Raw genomic sequence first — 17,827 nt, 5'->3', positions numbered from 1 at the left:
CTCCTACCGCTCATTGGGGGCTTATTTGCCGTCTTTACCAACATGGAGAATCGCCAGGAATGCTTCCTGAGGTAACTCAACGTTACCTACTTGTTTCATGCGCTTCTTACCATCTTTCTGTTTCTGTAGCAGTTTCTTCTTACGGCTAACGTCACCGCCGTAGCACTTAGCCAAGACGTTTTTACGCAGCTGTTTTACGGTTGAACGCGCAATGATGTGGGCACCAATCGCGGCCTGAATCGCAATGTCGAACTGCTGACGCGGGATAAGCTCCTGCATCTTTTCAACCAGCTGGCGACCACGGAACTGTGAGTTACCACGGTGAGTGATCAGCGCCAGCGCATCCACGCGATCGCCGTTGATTAACACATCAACGCGCACCATGTCAGAGGCCTGGAAACGTTTAAAGTTGTAATCCAGTGAAGCGTAGCCGCGAGAGGTTGATTTCAGACGGTCGAAGAAGTCGAGAACCACTTCCGCCATCGGAATTTCATAGGTCAGTGCAACCTGATTGCCGTGATAAACCATGTTGGTCTGCACGCCACGCTTTTCAATACACAGGGTGATCACGCTGCCCAGATACTCTTGCGGCATCAGCATGTGACACTCAGCAATCGGCTCACGCAGTTCTTGAATGTTGTTCAGCGCCGGCAGTTTTGACGGGCTATCGACATAAATCACTTCGCCGCCGGTGGTTTCTACTTCGTAGACTACCGTTGGTGCGGTGGTGATCAGGTCCAGATCGTATTCACGCTCCAGACGCTCTTGAATGATCTCCATGTGCAGCAAACCAAGGAAGCCACAGCGGAAGCCGAAGCCCAGCGCGGTAGAGCTTTCTGGCTCATAGAACAGTGAGGCGTCATTCAGGCTAAGTTTGCCCAAAGCGTCGCGGAAGTTTTCATAGTCGTCGGAACTAACCGGGAACAGACCCGCGTAAACCTGTGGTTTAACCTTCTTAAAGCCTGGAAGCGCTTTATCAGCAGGATTACGTGACAGCGTCAGGGTATCGCCAACCGGCGCGCCGAGGATGTCTTTGATGGCGCAAACCAACCAGCCAACTTCCCCGCAACCCAGTGAGTCACGGTCAACGCGTTTTGGTGTGAAAATACCCAGACGGTCGGCGTTATACACCTGTCCGGTACTCATCACTTTAATTTTGTCACCCTTTCTCAGGGTGCCGTTTTTGATTCGAATCAGGGACACAACGCCCAGATAGTTATCGAACCATGAGTCGATGATCAGCGCCTGCAGAGGAGCTTCTGGATCACCTTCCGGCGGCGGAATATCACGCACTAAGCGCTCCAGCACTTCTGGAACACCCAAGCCGGTTTTCGCCGAGCAGCGCACAGCATCTGTGGCATCAATGCCCACGATATCTTCGATCTCTTGAGCAGCACGCTCAGGATCCGCAGCTGGCAGGTCGATTTTGTTCAGAACCGGAACCACTTCCAGATCCATTTCCATCGCCGTATAGCAGTTCGCCAGCGTCTGGGCTTCTACGCCCTGCCCGGCATCCACCACCAGCAATGCGCCTTCACAGGCAGCAAGGGAGCGGGATACTTCGTAGGAGAAGTCAACGTGCCCTGGGGTATCGATGAAGTTCAGGTGGTAGGTTTCGCCATCCTGAGCTTTGTAATCGAGGGTGACGCTTTGCGCTTTGATGGTGATCCCGCGCTCGCGTTCCAGGTCCATTGAGTCAAGAACTTGCGCTTCCATTTCACGATCTGACAGGCCACCGCAGATTTGAATAATACGATCGGACAGCGTCGACTTACCGTGGTCAATATGAGCGATGATGGAAAAGTTTCTTATGTTCTTCATTATAAAGAGTTTCTACCTTGGTATTTCTGAATCATTCGCCATAAAAACACAGCGACGGTTTGTAAGTTGGCTGTCTTTCGCCTGAGTCGCAGCATTCTACATGTCAGGGGCCTGAAAACCTAGTCTCACCGCCACGGAACTCTGGATTATGCACTGATTCCTGTCAGCAAATCCCCCCGTAAATGCAATAAGTTGTAAGCAGTTAGCGAACTGACTCAAATAACCATTTTTCATAGCCACTGGGAGGCTGGGACTTTAGGAAAATGCTCATATACTCACCAGCAAAAAAGCCTTTAAATAACTGTTATAAAAGAATTTATTAGCATTTTATTTTTCACTTTTTTAACTTTTTTGCTTTATTTTTCAATCCGGTTACTAAGGTTAGCATCATGATCAATGAAGGGCGTTTGCTAAGTCAGCACGGCTTTGCCAGAGTCAATTCCTGGATCACCATGGTTCTCGCCACATTATTAATCGTTGGCGGTGCAGTCCAGGTGGTATTTTTGCTTGCTCTGGGAAGGTCAAGCGACGGCGGATTGTATGTCATCACCCTCACGGCGATTTTCAGTATCGCCTTGGGCATCGCTATATTTATTTTCCGGCATATTCTTAAGCCGAAACAAACCTATCAACTGCATGAAAATGGAATTCTGGCGATTAATGAACGGGAGCATAAAAACCGTTTTATTCCCTTCGAAAGAATCACTGAGATATATAGATTCCGAACCGGCAAGTACTCCAGAAAAATACTTAATACTATGGCTTTCCGCGAAGGCAATAGTACTCATTGGCATAAAATAACGCCCAATATTGCTCATGCCGAAAGACTGGTTGAAGTGATCAAAAATGAGCAATTGATGACTAAAGGCCCGCAGGCTCTGAATATTCTGGCCAATGACGGTAGCGTGGTTTTCACTTATCACGCAGCTGCCAGATGCGGCATTCGTCACTTATTTGCTAATACTCTCATGGGGTTAAATGAGAAGAAATTGCGGCTGAGTGCGCGTTTCCTCACTTCTGACGATGGAATTTGTATCCCGGTTGAAGAGATTCAATATATCAGCGGCGGCGCTAACAGCCAGATGATCCACCTGATGGACGGTAACAGGCGCATTCTTTTCTCAGTGTTATATACGTCTCTATTTAACGCCGATCTGTTCATCGCGCTGATTGAGCATATGATTCAAAATAGAATCCCAATCAGAAATTAGCGTCAACCTATTAGCAGCAAAAGCGTGGCGATATAAACAAAAATCGCCGCCCTTGGGCAGCGATTTTTTAATCTTTAGCTTGGTATTAAAGCAGAAATTATGGCGCGATATGCGCGTTATCCGTTTGGAAGCGGAATGCGTCTGGCGGTAAGCCAATCTGCAAAATAACCGGCTGATACCCAGCCTGCTTCTCAAGGCTGGTCGCTAACGCGCGGGCCAGCAGAAAACCAGCAACGCCGCCAGTCACCGCGCCTACTACCGAGTAAAGATCACTTTGTGTAAGCCACTGCAACAACCCGCCGCCCAGAATAACGCCCAGTAAAGGGGTCATATAGACCAGAAGCGCGGAGCGAATCAGGTTACCTTCGGTAATACCCAGCTCAACTTTCTGCCCCGGCTGGAGCTGTTCGGCAATATGTACTTGTAGATTATGTTCGGTTTGCGGGCCTAGCTCATTGAGCACGCGCGCACCGCAACCAGAGCGTGAATGGCAGCTGCTACAACCTGCCTGCGTTTCACAACGCAGCTTAGCGATACCGTCCTGCCACGAAACTACTGTGGCCCATTCTTTCAACATATCAAGTACCTAACCTTTTAGGGTGTCGCGAACACGATGCTATCGGCAATGCGTTTCGCAGTTGCAGGTGGTAATTCACCTACGACCGTAATTTCATTAGCGTTACGAACTTCTGTCTGCACCGTGCGACGCCCCTGTCGGACAAGCTGCTCTGAAGGGCCGCTGGTGGTGGCATTAACGTTAACTGAGAAACTGAAAAGCCCGTCGGAATATAAGCGTGATTCTACCGCGACAGGGACATTTGGCAAGTTTCTGCGGCTACGGGCGACTTCTTTCACACCGTCAGGTAACCATTTTGGCTGCCAGGTAAAAGTAGCTTTTTCGCCCTCCGGCACGGAGAGAACCGGCGGCAAGGTCGCTTTTTCCAGCCCGGTGAGTGCCCCTTTGACTTCATCATCATCCACAAAGGAGATCACGCGGAACTGCTCTAAGGTTTCACCATCCCGATCCAGAAGATCGACGCGCAGCGGCAGCTTAGTCTCTTCATCAACCCAGATAACATAGCTAAAGCGCGTGCCATCACGGGACACCACGCGAACCACCTGGCTTAAGCGATCGACAGCGCGACCACGGCCAACGGGGATAAAATCGTAGTATTTCGCCAGGCGAGAAAAATCACTGAACACCACGGTCGGCAGTGAATCAACGATATGGTCACCATCGAGGGTAAAAGGCTGAAGCCCGGTCTCGAAGTAACTGATCTCTTTGCCACGCTGGACGATTTCGCGCCGAGGACCGTCCATTAGGACGAGCTGTGCGAGAGGGATATGATCGGAGATAGCATGACGATAGCGATAGGAATCAATTCCCTGCTTCGTGATGCTAATGAAGGCGATTTCATAATTTAGTGACTGGCTCGCCTTGCTCATCTCTTGCAATAACGCCTCGGAAGTAGGTTCTGCCGAGGCGATTGCAGGAGTTAACAGGCTACCGGTCAGTAAACAAACGGCAAACCAAATTTGCTTCATTACTGCGTTTGCATTCCTAAAGACTGAGTTCCGGGTACTTGAACCGCTGCCTGTTGAGGCGTGGCAGTTTCCAACTGAAGTTGATCAGAATGCAATCTACGTTGCAGCTCATAATCCTGCAAAAGAGCATTAATGCGTTTGCGCTGTTCCTGCACGTTTTGCTTGCCATCAAACGAAGTACTTTCACTCGTTGGCACGCCAAAACTCACTGGAGAAGCTTTGCCAATAATAGGCACAGTGTTGAACGCAGGCGTTTCTGGCGAAGCACCAGAAGCGTCAGGCTGGTTGTAGTATTGAACACCAGCGATGACCGCCAGAGAAACGCATGCCGCCACGCCAACTTGCGTCAGTTGGCTCGCCCATGGGCGAACTTTATGCCAGAAAGGCATTTTCTCCCATGAATGAGGTTGCGGTTGCGACTCAGGAACAGCACCAGGAACTAGCTTAGCTGGCTCATTCGCCAACGCAGCAGCAACGCGGTCTGCAATATCAAGATGCACGACATTTCCCATATCACCGCGCATGGTGTCGCGGATCAAGTGATAACTCTGCCAGCTTTGTTGAAGCGTTTTATCATCCGACAGCGAATTCAGCAGTTCGGAATCTAATGCTTCACCATCCATTAGAGCGGAAAGCTTTTCTTTCTGCATGCCTAGTACCCTTCCAGTGTCCGCCATCGTTAACGCTGAATCAGCGGTTGAACTTTATTATCAATAGCTTCCCGGGCACGGAAAATACGGGATCTTACCGTACCCACGGGGCAGTCCATGATGGCGGCTATTTCTTCGTAGCTCAATCCATCTAACTCCCTTAAGGTGATCGCCATGCGGAGATCTTCAGGAAGTGCTTCAATAGTACGGAAAACTATCTGCCGTAACTCTTCTGACAACATCAAATTCTCAGGGTTCGAAATTTCTTTTAATGCACCGCCACTTTCGAAGTTTTCAGCATCATTTGCATCTACATCGCTAGAAGGCGGTCGGCGGCCCTGAGCCACCAGATAATTCTTCGCCGTGTTGACCGCGATACGGTACAACCACGTATAAAAAGCACTGTCGCCGCGGAATGACTCTAACGCGCGATAGGCTTTAATGAATGATTCTTGAACCACATCAGGCACATCGCCTTGTGGTACGTAGCGGGAAACAAGGCTCGCTACTTTATGCTGGTAACGGACTACCAGTAAATTGAACGATTTCTGATCACCTTTCTGGACCCGCTCGACCAGAACCTGATCTGCTAACTGCTCGCTCATCCGAGGTAAAGTCTCCCCAAAACTATCTCCGCGCATAAAGTAGTACTGCCAGCTATCATCATTATATTCCTGAGCAAGTACTGCTTGGAGTTCACATGAAACGTTAAGTTCCACATCGCTGTTGTTTTTTCTATTAAAGTCTCAAGTCCGTGGCTTTTGCCAGGATGTTTAGGCTAACATGAATTTCACTCTTCTTCTGCAAACATCATACGCTATGCAACCTTCATCTGAATTTGTCAGCGATGTCTTGATCATCGGAAGTGGTGCTGCCGGTCTATCACTCGCCTTACGGCTGGCTGACCATTGTAGCGTCACCGTTCTCAGCAAGGGACCTTTAAACGAAGGTTCAACCTTTTATGCCCAAGGTGGCATCGCGGCAGTATTCGATGAAACTGACAGCATTAGCTCGCACGTAGATGACACGCTGATTGCCGGTGCCGGTTTATGTGACAAAGAAGCCGTGGAGTTTATCGCCGGTAATGCGCGCCATTGCGTGCAGTGGCTGATAGACCAAGGCGTGCTGTTTGACACTGAAACCAACGCCAGCTCCGAAGAGCGATATCACCTCACTCGCGAGGGCGGCCATAGCCACCGCCGAATTCTGCATAGTGCTGATGCTACTGGTAAAGAAGTAGAGACTACGCTGGTAGGTAAAGCAAGAAATCACCCGAATATTTGCGTGAAAGAGCGCTATAACGCGGTCGACCTTATCACCTCCAGCAAGATTGGTTTACCGGGCACCCAGCGCGTGGTCGGGGCTTATGTCTGGAATCGCCAGAAAGAGCAGGTCGAAACCTTCCGTGCGAAAGCCGTGATTCTTGCCACCGGCGGCGCAGCCAAAGTCTATCAATACACCACCAACCCCGATATTTCCTCCGGGGATGGCATTGCGATGGCGTGGCGCGCGGGCTGCCGGGTCGCCAACCTTGAGTTCAACCAGTTCCACCCGACCTGCTTATACCATCCGCAGGCAAGAAACTTTCTGCTAACTGAAGCCCTGCGCGGCGAGGGGGCTTATCTCAAGCGCCCGGACGGCAGCCGCTTTATGCCAGATTTCGACCCGCGTGGCGAACTCGCGCCGCGCGACGTGGTGGCTCGCGCCATTGACCACGAGATGAAACGCCTCGGCGCGGACTGCATGTATCTCGACATCAGCCATCGCCCGCCGGAATTCATCATGCAGCACTTCCCGATGATTTACGAAAAGCTGCTGTCGCTGGGTATTGATCTGACCAAAGAAGCCATCCCGATTGTTCCTGCCGCCCACTACACCTGCGGCGGTGTGATGGTCGACCAACACGGGCGCACCGATCTTGATGGCCTGTATGCCATCGGCGAAGTGAGCTATACCGGCCTGCACGGCGCTAATCGCCTGGCGTCAAACTCCCTGCTGGAGTGCGTAGTTTACGGTTGGTCGGCGGCAGAGGACATTATCAAGCGCCTGCCTCACGCCAAGCTGGCCAAACAGCTACCGCCTTGGGATGAGAGCCGGGTTGATAACTCGGATGAACAAGTGGTTATTCAGCATAACTGGCACGAATTGCGCCTGTTTATGTGGGACTACGTAGGAATTGTGCGTACCACCAAGCGCCTTGAGCGCGCACTGCGCCGCATCATGACTCTCCAGCAGGAGATTGATGAGTATTACGCTAACTTCAGAATTTCCAACAACTTGCTGGAACTGCGCAACTTGGTACAAGTAGCCGAACTGATTGTTCGCAGCGCGATGGAGCGTAAAGAGAGCCGTGGGTTGCACTTCACACTCGACTACCCTGACCTGCTCGACGAGCCTCAGCCAACCATTCTTCAGCCTTAATAGAGTGGCGACCAGTGCGACGGATCGCGCTGGCTGCCCCTTCACTCAATAATTCAGATAGAAATCAGCGATTAAAGCGCGAAACTCCGGGCTATAAACCCCTTCGCGCTCGCGCAAATCCATCTCTTGAAGACAGGCCTCGGTAGGTTGTTTACAGAGCACTATCAGCAGGCGATTCAGCGGCTTACCGGGGCGATCGCGCACGGCAAGGCGGCTGAAAGTGAACCATCCTGCTTGCTGCGCTTTGGCTTCGAGTTGCAATCCAAGATCATAAGGCAGCACCACGCAGAACTTGCCACTAGGCTGCAAAAGCTTATCGGCACAGTCGAGCAAGGCGGCGTGAGTCAGACTCTCAGTATAACGGGCGGTATTGCGCGCCTCATCGCGGCAAGCCACGGCGGCCTCGAAATAAGGCGGATTGCTGACAATCAGGTCATAATGAGCCGGATGGGATTGGGCGACGAGATTGATATCTTGCGCGAAAACCTGAAGTCTTACGGCCCAAGGCGAAGCCTGAAAATTTTCGGCGGCCTGCTCGGCTGCGGGAATATCCAGCTCGACGGCATCAATCCGGACCGACTCGCCAGTTCTTTGCGCCAGCATCAGGGCGATAAGACCACTGCCTGAGCCGATATCCAGCACTCGAGTGGCTTGCTCAACCGGCGCCCAGGCCCCGAGCAGCACGCCGTCGGTACCGACTTTCATTGCACAGCGATCGTGTGCCACAAAAAACTGTTTAAATGTAAATCCATTACGCCGCATTGGCTGGCTGACCTTGACTTCGTTCACCACATTTTCACCATTAAACCATCAGCAAGACGGCCTGATATCCAGAACTGACGTAGCATAGGGGAAACATTCGGCAAGGAAAAGCCACGCTAGCCGCTTAAATAGGTGAAGATCGCGCCTAACACGTCTATAATCGGCGCCCCAAGTAGAGGTAGACCATGACTGTAACGAATTTTTCCGAACTCGAACTCGATGAACGCCTAATAGACGCCCTGAGCGAAAAAGGCTATAGCCGCCCGACTGTCATTCAGGCAGAGGCCATTCCGCCAGCGATGGACGGACGCGATGTGTTGGGTTCGGCTCCTACCGGCACCGGCAAAACAGCAGCGTTCTTGCTGCCTGCATTGCAGCATTTGCTGGATTTCCCGCGTAAGAAATCTGGTCCGCCACGTATTCTTATTCTGACGCCAACCCGCGAACTTGCGATGCAGGTCGCTGAACAGGCGCGCGAACTCGCCAAGCACACTGATTTAGATATCGCCACCATCACTGGCGGCGTGGCGTATATGAACCACGCCGAAGTCTTTAGCGAAAATCAGGACATCGTGGTCGCCACCACGGGCCGCTTGCTGCAATACATCAAAGAAGAAAACTTTGACTGCCGCGCCATTGAAACGCTGATCCTTGATGAAGCCGACCGCATGCTGGACATGGGCTTCGCGCAAGATATCGAAACCATTTCCGCCGAAGCGCGCTGGCGCAAACAGACGTTGCTGTTCTCTGCAACGCTGGAAGGCGAAGCCATTCGCGAGTTTGCCGAACGCATTCTGACCGAGCCGGTTGAGATCGAAGCCGATCCTTCTCGCCGCGAGCGCAAAAAGATTTTGCAGTGGTACTACCGCGCCGATGACGTCGCGCACAAGACCCAGATGCTGATCCACCTTCTGAATCAAGAAGATGTCACCAAGTCGGTGATCTTCGTGCGTAAACGCGAGCGCGTGCACGAGCTGGTTGCCTGGCTGCGTGAAGCAGGGATCAACTCCTGCTATCTTGAAGGGGAAATGGTTCAGGTTAAACGTACTGAAGCTGTAAAACGCATGGTTGAAGACCGCGTTAATGTGCTGGTTGCCACCGATATCGCCGCGCGCGGTCTGGATATCAACGACATCAGCCACGTGTTCAACTTCGACCTGCCGCTGACCGCAGACACCTACCTGCACCGTATCGGCCGTACTGGCCGTATGGGCCGCAAAGGGACTGCGATCTCCTTCGTCGAGGCGCATGACCATCTGCTGCTGGGCAAAATTGGCCGTTACCTGAATGAGCCACTTAAGCCGCGCGTGATTGATGAGCTGCGACCGAAGACCAAAGCGCCAAGCGAGAAAACCACCGGCAAGCCGTCGAAGAAGGTGCTGGCGAAGCGTAAAGAGAAGCAAAAAGAAGCGCAGGTGAAATCAAAAGTTAAAGTGAAAGTGCGCCACCGCGACAGCAAAAACGTCGGTAAACGCCGCGTGAAAGCTGAAGCAGACAGCAAAGGCAGCGCGAAATAAGCCCCCTGAGCTTTCTCTAAAGCATAAAAAAACCGCCAATTAAGGCGGTTTTTTATTATCTTAGCTTTTCACTGCTCAATAGGTCTATTGAGCGAAAGATTACAGACTTTCAGTGAAAGTACGGGTGATCACGTCGCGCTGCTGTTCTGGCGTCAGTGAGTTGAAACGTACCGCATAGCCTGAAACACGAATAGTCAGCTGTGGGTACTTTTCAGGATGCTTCACAGCATCTTCCAAGGTTTCACGGCGCATCACGTTGACATTAAGATGCTGGCCACCCTCAACGCGAACCGTTGGCTGGAACTCCATCGGCACTTCGCGATACTCGATTTGGCCCAGTTCGCTGACTGCGACAATCTGATCTTCTTCATAGCCCGCTTTTGCACATACGCAGCGCGCTTCTGCTTTCTCGTCATCCAGCAGCCAGAAAGAGTTTTTCAGTGCTTCATTATTGGCTTTAGTGATTTGAATACCGGTGATCATGTGTTGCCTCCATTAATGGCTACGATACTGTAAACAAGCTGCCGCCAAGGAATGACAGCAATACCTTGCTCCTGATGACCTGTATAACAGTTGGGCACCCCGCGTTCCTTGATAAATATCAACTTTAGCCTTGGGGTGTTAGGCGCCCTGCGGCAAATTTATGTTTTATATCAATTTTTTCCAGCCCCTCCCTTCAATTAATATTGTTAAATATCAATTAAATTTGATCGGCCCTGATACACCCTGCTGTTTGCATTTTGATAACAGGGTAAGGTTTCACTCAAATCCGCTTGCAGGTAAGCTAACGCGATTGAAATTACAAACAAAAGGAGCGCGTTAATGTCCACGACCCTGACATGGCATGACGTCATTGGTGCCGAAAAAGAACAACCCTACTTCATTGATACCCTGAAGTATGTCGCCAGCGAACGCGCGGCGGGAAAAACGATCTATCCTCCGCAGGCTGACGTGTTCAACGCCTTCCGCTCCACCGAACTGTGCGATGTTAAAGTAGTGATCCTGGGCCAAGACCCTTACCACGGGCCGAATCAGGCACACGGCCTCTCCTTCTCCGTTCGCCCGGGAATTCCTGCTCCACCCTCTTTAGTTAACATGTACAAAGAGCTGGCGACTGACATTCCGGGCTTCGAGCGCCCCTCCCACGGCTACCTGCAAAGCTGGGCTGACCAAGGCGTGCTGCTGCTCAATACCGTGCTGACCGTCGAAGGCGGTCAGGCTCACTCCCACGCTAAATTGGGCTGGGAAACCTTCACCGATAAAGTGATAGCAGCGCTGAATGAACATCGCCAAGGCGTGGTGTTCCTGCTGTGGGGCTCACACGCGCAGAAGAAAGGCAGCTTTATTGATACTCAGCGCCACCACGTGCTGAAAGCGCCGCACCCTTCGCCGCTGTCGGCCCATCGCGGTTTTCTCGGCTGCAAACACTTCTCCGCTACCAATGAATTGCTGAAAAAACAGGGGCTGGAGCCGATAAACTGGATGCCAGAACTTCCCGCTTAACTGTTGATTATGCAAACAAAAAAGGCATCCCGAAGGATGCCTTTCTAACAAAAGCGACAGGCTTATGCCTTGGCTTTTGACACCGCAACCATCGCAGGGCGAAGCAGGCGACCGTTCAGCGTGTAACCTTTCTGCATAACCATCATGACGTGGTTAGGCGCCAAGTCTTCTGACTCCATCAGCGTCATTGCCTGATGCAGTTCAGGATTGAAAGGCACGTGAATGTCGGCAACCACTTCCAGACCAAACTTGCGGACGGCATCCAGCAGTGATTTCAGCGTTAATTCAACACCTTCGACCAGAGCAGTCAGTTCGGCGTTAGATTTATCCGCCATGTCGAGCGCACGTTCCAGGTTATCAATAACCGGCAACAGCTCACCGGAGAATTTCTCCAGTGCGAATTTATGGGCTTTCTCAATATCCAGCTCGGTGCGGCGGCGGATATTTTCCACTTCCGCTTTAGCACGCAGCAAGCTATCACGCTCGCGCTGCTGAGCTTCTTTCAATTGATTTTCCAGTTCTGCAATACGCTCGTCGCGCGGATCAACGACGTCTGCCGCCTCAGTTTCCGCTTCCGTATGCAGCGCTTGCTCCTGATTTAACTCATCAGAGACTTGCTCGTTAGGCGTCTTATGTTCTTTACTACTCATGAATATCTCCGCGTTTTAGCATTAATCTTGCTACTGGGCTTATTATGGGGATCAAAACCGTTGTTTCAAGGTTTGCTTTTAAAGGTTCAGACATAATGCAGGCGTGACAAAAGCCTATTGAGGATAACCACCGCAATGAATAAAAAATTTGAGTGCATAGGCATCGTTGGCCACCCCCGCCATCCATCAGCACTCGCCACCCATGAAATGCTTTATCACTGGCTGGTCTCCAAGGGCTATGAAGTGATGGTGGAACGCACGGTGGCTCAAGATCTTAAGCTGGAAGGCGCACAAACCGGCAGCCTTGCAGATATCGGTAAAAAGGCCGATTTAGCCGTTGTCGTCGGGGGTGACGGGAACATGCTGGGCGCAGCGCGGGTGCTGGCGCGCTATGACATCAAAGTCATCGGCGTCAACCGCGGTAACCTCGGTTTTCTTACCGATCTTGACCCCGATAACGCCTTGCAGCAGCTTGACGACGTGTTAAAAGGGGAATACCTCAGCGAGCAGCGTTTCCTGTTGGAAGCCCTTGTTCGTTGCGAAGACCGCCAATGCCGCGTCAGCACGGCGATCAATGAAGTGGTGCTTCACCCCGGCAAAGTTGCACATATGATTGAATTTGAAGTCTATATTGATGACAAATTCGCCTTCTCACAGCGCTCCGATGGCCTGATTATCTCGACGCCGACCGGCTCTACTGCCTACTCGCTTTCCGGCGGCGGCCCGATTTTAACCCCCACGCTGGATGCCATCGCGCTGGTGCCGATGTTCCCTCACACCCTGTCGGCCAGACCCTTGGTGATTAACAGTAGCAGCACCATCTGCCTGAAATTCTCTAATATCAGCAGTGACTTAGAGATAAGTTGCGACAGTCAAATCGCCCTGCCGATTCAGCAAGGGGAAGAAGTGGTGATTCGCCGTAGTGACTACCACCTCAACTTGATCCACCCAAAAGACTATAGCTATTTCAATACGTTGAGCACCAAACTAGGCTGGTCGAAGAAATTGTTCTGATACCAAAGGCTGCCCCAGAAAAAATATTGCGCCAGGGACTTTACTGTATATAAAACCAGTTTATACTGTATGAAATTACAGGTCTGTTGTTTTGTACAGGAAGGTGATCATGCTGGCGCAATTAACTATCAGTAACTTTGCCATCGTTCGTGAGTTAGACATCGATTTTCACAGCGGTATGACGGCAATCACCGGCGAAACCGGCGCAGGTAAATCCATTGCTATCGACGCCTTAGGTTTGTGCCTCGGCAACCGGGCTGATGGCAGCACCGTGCGTCTGGGGGCTAATCGCGCCGATATCTGCGCGCGCTTCACGCTGGCTGACACCCCTTCTGCAAAACAATGGCTGGCCGACAACCAGCTCGACGAAGGTAATGACTGCTTACTGCGCCGCACCATCAGCGCGGACGGTCGTTCTCGCAGCTTTATCAATGGCACCCCTGTCCCGCTTTCCCAAATGCGTGAAATTGGTCAGCATCTGATTCAGATCCACGGCCAGCATGCACACCAACTCCTGCTGAAACCTGAACATCAAAAACAGCTACTGGATGCCTATGCAGACCAGCCACTGCTGCTGGCGCAAATGCGTCAGGCTTACCAGAACTGGCACCAGAGCTGTCGCCAGCTGGCGCAGTATCAACAGCAAGTCACCGAGCGCGAGGCGCGTCGGCAGCTGTTGCAATACCAGTTAAAAGAGCTGAACGAGTTTGCCCCGCAGGCTGGTGAATATGAGCAGATCGACGAAGAGTACAAACTGCTGGCGAATAGCGGGCAGGTGATGTCACTGAGCCAGAACGCGCTCTATTTGCTGGCCGATGGCGACGATCAGAACGTGGTCAGCCTGCTGTATAGCGCTAAAAGCCAATTAACCGAACTGGCTGAAATCGACAGCAAAATTAATGAGCTGATCGTGATGCTCGACGACGCCTCCATCCAAATCAGTGAAGCCAGCGATGAGTTGCGCCACTACAGCGAACGGATGGAAATCGACCCTAATCGCCTGTTTGAATTAGAGCAGCGACTCTCTCGCCAACTGAGTTTAGCGAAAAAGCATCACGTTTCTGCCGAAGAGTTGCCAACCCTGCATCGCCAGCTGTTGGACGAGCAGCAGATGCTCGACGATCACGAAACCAATCAGGCAGAACTCAGCGAAGCCGTTAACCTGCACTATCAGCAAGCACTTAGCATTGCCCAGCAGCTGCACGATAAACGGCAGTTCTACGCGGATGAACTGACTCGCCTGATCACTGACAGCATGCAAAGCCTGTCGATGCCACACGGTAAATTTAAGATTCAAGTTCAGTTTGTTCCCGAGCATTTAAGTCAGGAAGGTGCCGATCGTCTGGAATTTCAGGTCACCACCAACCCAGGCCAGCCATTACAGGCTCTGGCGAAAGTGGCCTCCGGCGGTGAACTGTCCCGCATCGCACTGGCAATTCAGGTGATCACGGCGCAGAAAATGGAAACCCCGGCGCTGATTTTCGATGAAGTGGACGTCGGCATCAGCGGCCCTACCGCCGCTATCGTCGGCAGACTGCTGCGCCAGTTGGGTGAGTCTACGCAGGTGATGTGTGTGACCCACTTACCGCAGGTTGCCGGTTGTGGTCATCAACATTATTTTGTGAGCAAAGATACTGACGGGGAAGCTACTGAAACCCAAATGAATCGTCTGGATAAAAAAGCCAGATTGCAGGAACTAGCGCGTCTGCTGGGCGGTAGCGAAGTCACCAGAAACACCCTTGCTAACGCCAAAGAACTGCTCGCAGCTTAAAAAGCTCAACTTTTTTACGATTCTGCGGTCATACAGGTGCCCTGCAAAGGTTTCAAACTGATGAAAGGTCTATTATCATCGGCATCTTATGCCCTAAAGGAATGTAACGACTATGCGCTGTAAAACGCTAACTGCCGCCGCAGTAACTCTTGTAATGTTGACTGCGGGCTGTTCCACACTGGAAAAGGTGGTTTATCGGCCTGACATCAATCAGGGGAACTACTTGGCTCCTGCTGATGTTCAAAAGATTCATACCGGCATGACCAAGCAACAAGTGGCTTATGTCCTTGGTACCCCGATGCTGGACGACCCGTTTGGTAATGACACTTGGTACTACGTTTTCCGCCAGCAGCCTGGCCATGAAGGCGTGAAGCAACAAACCTTGACGCTGACCTTTAACCAAGCGGGAACGCTGACTAACGTTGATAACAAACCTGCGTTAAGCGACAAGAATTAATTTCCCTCCTGATGCTTGCTGGCAGCAGCCAGAATCCATCCTCGGGGTAAAAAAATAAGGCGCTCAAGGCGCCTTATTTTTTAGACTTTTCTGCTCGCAGACGCCTAAGCTCTTTTGGATCAGCAATCAGCGGCCGGTAAATTTCAATTCGGTCACCGTCAGCGATGATGTCCGCCAGCTTCACGGGGCGACTGTACACGCCAACTTTATTGCTCTTGAGGTCGATATCCTTCCTCAACTCCAATAAACCCGACGCGACAATGGCTTGCTCTACCGTGCTACCTTCTTCCAGCTTCACCGTGCGCAGATACTGCCGTTCAGGTAACGCATAAACCACCTCAACGCGGATCTCAGACACTGTAGACCTCTTTCGCACGCTGGGTGAAAGCCTGAACCATGCTGCCGGCTAGCTCTTTGAATATTTTACCAAACGCCAGTTCGATCAATTTGTTGGTGAATTCGAAATCAAGATTGAGTTCGACTTTGCAGGCCTCTGGGCTCAACGCGGTGAAATTCCAGCCGCCCATTAGCTTGCGGAAAGGTCCATCAACCAATTGCATATCGATGCGTTGATTGCTAAACAGCGTATTGCGCGTGGTAAAAGTTTTGCTGATCCCCGCCTTAGAAACATCAACCGCGGCGGTCATGGAATCTGGGCCTTGCTCAATAATTCGGCTACCCGTACACCCCGGCAGAAATTGAGGATAGGCATCAACATCATTCACTAAGGTGTACATCTGTTCTACGCTGAACGGCACGAGCGCAGAACGACTTATCTGTGGCATATCATTTTCCAAGTATCATAAATCGTACAAATCATACCATTTATCGACCTCGAGACAAAAAACTACCTCGGAGCGAAAGCAACAAAGGCCAAAAAACGCAGGCTGTTACCCCGTGGGGATTTCATTCCCCAATGCTTACAGTATAATAAGTGACACTATGACAAAGAAAAAAGCACATAAACCCGGTTCCGCGACTATCGCGATGAACAAACGCGCTCGCCATGAATATTTCATCGAAGATGAAATCGAAGCGGGGCTTGCTTTGCAGGGATGGGAAGTCAAATCGATGCGCGCTGGTAAAGCAAACATCACTGACAGCTATGTCACATTCCGCGACGGTGAAGCCTTTTTGTTTGGCGCAACTATTCAACCTCTCAATGTGGCGTCGAGTCACATCGTTTGTGACCCTACGCGTACTCGCAAACTCCTGCTCAACAAACGCGAGTTAGAAACGCTTTTCGGTAAGGTCAGTCGCGACGGCTACACCGTTGTTGCACTCTCCCTGTACTGGAAAAACGCCTGGTCGAAAGTTAAAATCGGCCTGGCAAAAGGTAAGAAAGAGCACGACAAGCGCGATGACATCAAAGATCGCGAATGGAAGTTAGACAAAGCACGTATCATGAAGCACGCAAATCGCTAAGCTACTGGCTTAGCATGCAGTTTTTCTGATATACTGCACGACAGTACTTGGGGCTGATTCTGGATTCGACGGGATTTGCGAAGCCCAAGGAGCATGCCGAGGGGCGGTTGGCCTCGTAAAAAGCCGCAAAAAAATAGTCGCAAACGACGAAAACTACGCACTAGCAGCTTAATACCCTGCTCAGAGCCCTCTCTCCCTAGCCTCCGCTCTTAGGACGGGGATCAAGAGAGGTCAAACCTAAAAGAGATCGCGTGGACACCTTGCCTGGGGTGAAAGCGTTAAACCCAATCAGGATAGTTTGTTAGTGGCGTGTCTGTCCGCAGCTAACCGGCGAATGTAAAGACTAGACTAAGCATGTAGTGCCGACGGTGTAGTAATTTCGGACGGGGGTTCAAATCCCCCCAGCTCCACCAAATAAAACAAGGGGTTACGTGAAAGCGTAGCCCCTTTTTCTTTGGAATGGCGGCAAAGTGGCGACAGAGCCAACACAGCCATTTAGTGGTTTTTGTAGAAATGTTCCATTACGAAGTCATATGCACCCCATTCCGTTTTAGCTGGAACAAAGGTTAGGGATTTCCATTCCTTCCCGTTGTGAATCGAAGCACACCATTTTTTGCCAACTGGCCAGATCGCATAAACAGGGTTGCCCTGGTTGCCAAATACCTGCTGCTTGGTCAGCCGCTCCCCTCTCGCCATGAAATAAATCATCACGCCACAAATCCGCAATGAACGCATAAACACCTCTACTTTTTGTCTGGCCACAATTGCACCGCTCAAAATAGAATACTGTACATGCATACAGCAAATCAATTTCAGGGATTTCAGTTTTACAAATCCCATGCAATTCCCCCGCAGCCCTTGCCGTTCCTGGCCTCGCAACGTCTGGCGCTCACTTCAATTTGATCGTTAAGCTGATCGTCTCGAATGACAAAAAGCAAATTATTCTCTTTATTTACAGCACCTTATGATTTTATTTCGATCCTCTTTAGATCGTCCAAACTGAAAAACAATGAAATCCTTTTCAATCTTTTCAGTTTAGGATTGCGTACAAAGCCCCAGGCGTGGCGCGGGCTGGCGCTG

At 51.1% G+C, this 17,827-nt stretch carries 19 protein-coding genes and 1 other RNA gene; 9 read left to right on the top strand and 11 right to left on the bottom strand.

Features of this window, described 5'->3' with window-relative positions:
* Positions 1-21 precede the first annotated feature (21 nt).
* The gene (gene lepA, locus ACT3RR_RS14575) at positions 22-1,821 is read right to left on the bottom strand and encodes a translation elongation factor 4 (protein ID WP_353503174.1); all 1,800 of its coding nucleotides are present in this window, start codon (positions 1,819-1,821) and stop codon (positions 22-24) included.
* Positions 1,822-2,210: 389 nt separating this feature from the next.
* Here lepA and ACT3RR_RS14570 point away from each other — a divergent pair, with 389 nt between their 5' ends.
* Entirely contained in the window at positions 2,211-3,032 is an 822-nt protein-coding gene (locus ACT3RR_RS14570; protein WP_496200566.1) for a DUF308 domain-containing protein, read from the top strand.
* A gap of 97 nt (positions 3,033-3,129) precedes the next feature.
* On the opposite strand, the gene rseC is transcribed toward ACT3RR_RS14570, so the two are convergent.
* From rseC to rpoE, 4 genes are read right to left on the bottom strand one after another with little or no spacing between them, the layout of a single operon-like run.
* On the bottom strand, positions 3,130-3,609 hold the full coding sequence (gene rseC, locus ACT3RR_RS14565; RefSeq protein ID WP_353503176.1) for a SoxR-reducing system protein RseC: 480 nt from the start codon (positions 3,607-3,609) through the stop codon (positions 3,130-3,132).
* 17 nt (positions 3,610-3,626) lie between these two features.
* A complete protein-coding gene (gene rseB, locus ACT3RR_RS14560) occupies positions 3,627-4,577 on the bottom strand; it encodes a sigma-E factor regulatory protein RseB (RefSeq protein ID WP_353503177.1) in 951 nt (316 codons plus the stop codon).
* Positions 4,577-5,227 carry an anti-sigma-E factor RseA gene (gene rseA, locus ACT3RR_RS14555; RefSeq protein WP_353503178.1) on the bottom strand — a complete coding sequence of 217 codons (651 nt, stop codon included), beginning with the start codon at positions 5,225-5,227 and terminating at the stop codon, positions 4,577-4,579. The genes rseB and rseA overlap by 1 nt, the downstream gene beginning before the upstream one ends.
* Positions 5,228-5,256: 29 nt before the next feature.
* On the bottom strand, positions 5,257-5,832 hold the full coding sequence (gene rpoE, locus ACT3RR_RS14550) for an RNA polymerase sigma factor RpoE (RefSeq protein ID WP_034792729.1): 576 nt from the start codon (positions 5,830-5,832) through the stop codon (positions 5,257-5,259).
* Between the two features lie 214 nt (positions 5,833-6,046).
* Here rpoE and nadB point away from each other — a divergent pair, with 214 nt between their 5' ends.
* The gene (gene nadB / locus ACT3RR_RS14545; RefSeq protein ID WP_496200565.1) at positions 6,047-7,648 is read left to right on the top strand and encodes an L-aspartate oxidase; all 1,602 of its coding nucleotides are present in this window, start codon (positions 6,047-6,049) and stop codon (positions 7,646-7,648) included.
* A gap of 45 nt (positions 7,649-7,693) precedes the next feature.
* On the opposite strand, the gene trmN is transcribed toward nadB, so the two are convergent.
* Positions 7,694-8,440, bottom strand: a complete 747-nt coding sequence (gene trmN / locus ACT3RR_RS14540; RefSeq protein ID WP_496200564.1) for a tRNA(1)(Val) (adenine(37)-N(6))-methyltransferase TrmN — start codon at positions 8,438-8,440, stop codon at positions 7,694-7,696.
* Positions 8,441-8,595: 155 nt separating this feature from the next.
* Here trmN and srmB point away from each other — a divergent pair, with 155 nt between their 5' ends.
* Entirely contained in the window at positions 8,596-9,927 is a 1,332-nt protein-coding gene (srmB, locus tag ACT3RR_RS14535; RefSeq protein ID WP_486031357.1) for an ATP-dependent RNA helicase SrmB, read from the top strand.
* A gap of 99 nt (positions 9,928-10,026) precedes the next feature.
* On the opposite strand, the gene grcA is transcribed toward srmB, so the two are convergent.
* A complete protein-coding gene (grcA, locus tag ACT3RR_RS14530; RefSeq protein WP_353503181.1) occupies positions 10,027-10,410 on the bottom strand; it encodes an autonomous glycyl radical cofactor GrcA in 384 nt (127 codons plus the stop codon).
* A 339-nt stretch (positions 10,411-10,749) separates the two neighbouring features.
* Between grcA and ung the strand changes: the two genes are divergently transcribed.
* Positions 10,750-11,430, top strand: coding sequence for a uracil-DNA glycosylase (gene ung / locus ACT3RR_RS14525; RefSeq protein ID WP_353503182.1), 681 nt, complete (start codon positions 10,750-10,752; stop codon positions 11,428-11,430).
* A 62-nt stretch (positions 11,431-11,492) separates the two neighbouring features.
* Here the strand turns inward: ung and grpE are convergent, their stop codons facing one another.
* Positions 11,493-12,080 (bottom strand): nucleotide exchange factor GrpE, encoded by a 588-nt coding sequence (gene grpE, locus ACT3RR_RS14520; protein ID WP_353503183.1) that lies wholly within the window; start codon positions 12,078-12,080, stop codon positions 11,493-11,495.
* Positions 12,081-12,215: 135 nt separating this feature from the next.
* Between grpE and nadK the strand changes: the two genes are divergently transcribed.
* The 3 genes from nadK (at position 12,216) to bamE (ending at position 15,322) form a co-directional block, all read left to right on the top strand.
* Entirely contained in the window at positions 12,216-13,094 is an 879-nt protein-coding gene (gene nadK / locus ACT3RR_RS14515; RefSeq protein ID WP_353503184.1) for an NAD(+) kinase, read from the top strand.
* A gap of 109 nt (positions 13,095-13,203) precedes the next feature.
* Positions 13,204-14,865 (top strand): DNA repair protein RecN, encoded by a 1,662-nt coding sequence (gene recN / locus ACT3RR_RS14510; RefSeq protein WP_034792576.1) that lies wholly within the window; start codon positions 13,204-13,206, stop codon positions 14,863-14,865.
* Between the two features lie 112 nt (positions 14,866-14,977).
* Positions 14,978-15,322, top strand: coding sequence for an outer membrane protein assembly factor BamE (bamE, locus tag ACT3RR_RS14505; RefSeq protein WP_353503186.1), 345 nt, complete (start codon positions 14,978-14,980; stop codon positions 15,320-15,322).
* A gap of 73 nt (positions 15,323-15,395) precedes the next feature.
* Here the strand turns inward: bamE and ACT3RR_RS14500 are convergent, their stop codons facing one another.
* Positions 15,396-15,680 carry an RnfH family protein gene (locus tag ACT3RR_RS14500; RefSeq protein ID WP_485903498.1) on the bottom strand — a complete coding sequence of 95 codons (285 nt, stop codon included), beginning with the start codon at positions 15,678-15,680 and terminating at the stop codon, positions 15,396-15,398.
* Complete coding sequence (locus tag ACT3RR_RS14495; protein ID WP_353503188.1) at positions 15,673-16,107, bottom strand: type II toxin-antitoxin system RatA family toxin; 435 nt, start codon at positions 16,105-16,107, stop codon at positions 15,673-15,675. Before ACT3RR_RS14495 ends, ACT3RR_RS14500 begins: the two co-directional genes overlap by 8 nt.
* Before the next feature lie 157 nt (positions 16,108-16,264).
* Between ACT3RR_RS14495 and smpB the strand changes: the two genes are divergently transcribed.
* Positions 16,265-16,747 carry an SsrA-binding protein SmpB gene (gene smpB, locus ACT3RR_RS14490; RefSeq protein WP_185689359.1) on the top strand — a complete coding sequence of 161 codons (483 nt, stop codon included), beginning with the start codon at positions 16,265-16,267 and terminating at the stop codon, positions 16,745-16,747.
* Between the two features lie 49 nt (positions 16,748-16,796).
* Positions 16,797-17,160, top strand: a transfer-messenger RNA (tmRNA) gene (ssrA, locus tag ACT3RR_RS14485).
* A gap of 82 nt (positions 17,161-17,242) precedes the next feature.
* On the opposite strand, the gene ACT3RR_RS14480 is transcribed toward ssrA, so the two are convergent.
* Positions 17,243-17,587 (bottom strand): hypothetical protein, encoded by a 345-nt coding sequence (locus ACT3RR_RS14480; protein WP_496200563.1) that lies wholly within the window; start codon positions 17,585-17,587, stop codon positions 17,243-17,245.
* Positions 17,588-17,827 lie beyond the last annotated feature (240 nt).

It is taken from the genome of Ewingella sp. AOP8-B2-18, assembly GCF_052376015.1.
GTDB classification, from domain to species: Bacteria; Pseudomonadota; Gammaproteobacteria; order Enterobacterales; family Enterobacteriaceae; genus Ewingella; species Ewingella allii.
This window is presented reverse-complemented; position numbering and strand designations above follow the sequence as displayed.

Excerpts from the sequence above, each read along its gene's own strand:
- lepA (WP_353503174.1), bottom strand. The coding sequence starts at position 1,821 with ATGAAGAACATAAGAAACTTTTCCATCATCGCTCATATTGACCACGGT.
- grpE (WP_353503183.1), bottom strand. The coding sequence starts at position 12,080 with ATGAGTAGTAAAGAACATAAGACGCCTAACGAGCAAGTCTCTGATGAG.
- rseA (WP_353503178.1), bottom strand. The coding sequence starts at position 5,227 with ATGCAGAAAGAAAAGCTTTCCGCTCTAATGGATGGTGAAGCATTAGAT.
- nadB (WP_496200565.1), top strand. The coding sequence starts at position 6,047 with ATGCAACCTTCATCTGAATTTGTCAGCGATGTCTTGATCATCGGAAGT.
- ACT3RR_RS14480 (WP_496200563.1), bottom strand. The coding sequence starts at position 17,587 with ATGGGATTTGTAAAACTGAAATCCCTGAAATTGATTTGCTGTATGCAT.
- smpB (WP_185689359.1), top strand. The coding sequence starts at position 16,265 with ATGACAAAGAAAAAAGCACATAAACCCGGTTCCGCGACTATCGCGATG.
- srmB (WP_486031357.1), top strand. The coding sequence starts at position 8,596 with ATGACTGTAACGAATTTTTCCGAACTCGAACTCGATGAACGCCTAATA.
- grcA (WP_353503181.1), bottom strand. The coding sequence starts at position 10,410 with ATGATCACCGGTATTCAAATCACTAAAGCCAATAATGAAGCACTGAAA.
- ung (WP_353503182.1), top strand. The coding sequence starts at position 10,750 with ATGTCCACGACCCTGACATGGCATGACGTCATTGGTGCCGAAAAAGAA.
- rseC (WP_353503176.1), bottom strand. The coding sequence starts at position 3,609 with ATGTTGAAAGAATGGGCCACAGTAGTTTCGTGGCAGGACGGTATCGCT.
- rseB (WP_353503177.1), bottom strand. The coding sequence starts at position 4,577 with ATGAAGCAAATTTGGTTTGCCGTTTGTTTACTGACCGGTAGCCTGTTA.
- bamE (WP_353503186.1), top strand. The coding sequence starts at position 14,978 with ATGCGCTGTAAAACGCTAACTGCCGCCGCAGTAACTCTTGTAATGTTG.
- recN (WP_034792576.1), top strand. The coding sequence starts at position 13,204 with ATGCTGGCGCAATTAACTATCAGTAACTTTGCCATCGTTCGTGAGTTA.
- rpoE (WP_034792729.1), bottom strand. The coding sequence starts at position 5,832 with ATGAGCGAGCAGTTAGCAGATCAGGTTCTGGTCGAGCGGGTCCAGAAA.
- ACT3RR_RS14495 (WP_353503188.1), bottom strand. The coding sequence starts at position 16,107 with ATGCCACAGATAAGTCGTTCTGCGCTCGTGCCGTTCAGCGTAGAACAG.
- nadK (WP_353503184.1), top strand. The coding sequence starts at position 12,216 with ATGAATAAAAAATTTGAGTGCATAGGCATCGTTGGCCACCCCCGCCAT.
- ACT3RR_RS14570 (WP_496200566.1), top strand. The coding sequence starts at position 2,211 with ATGATCAATGAAGGGCGTTTGCTAAGTCAGCACGGCTTTGCCAGAGTC.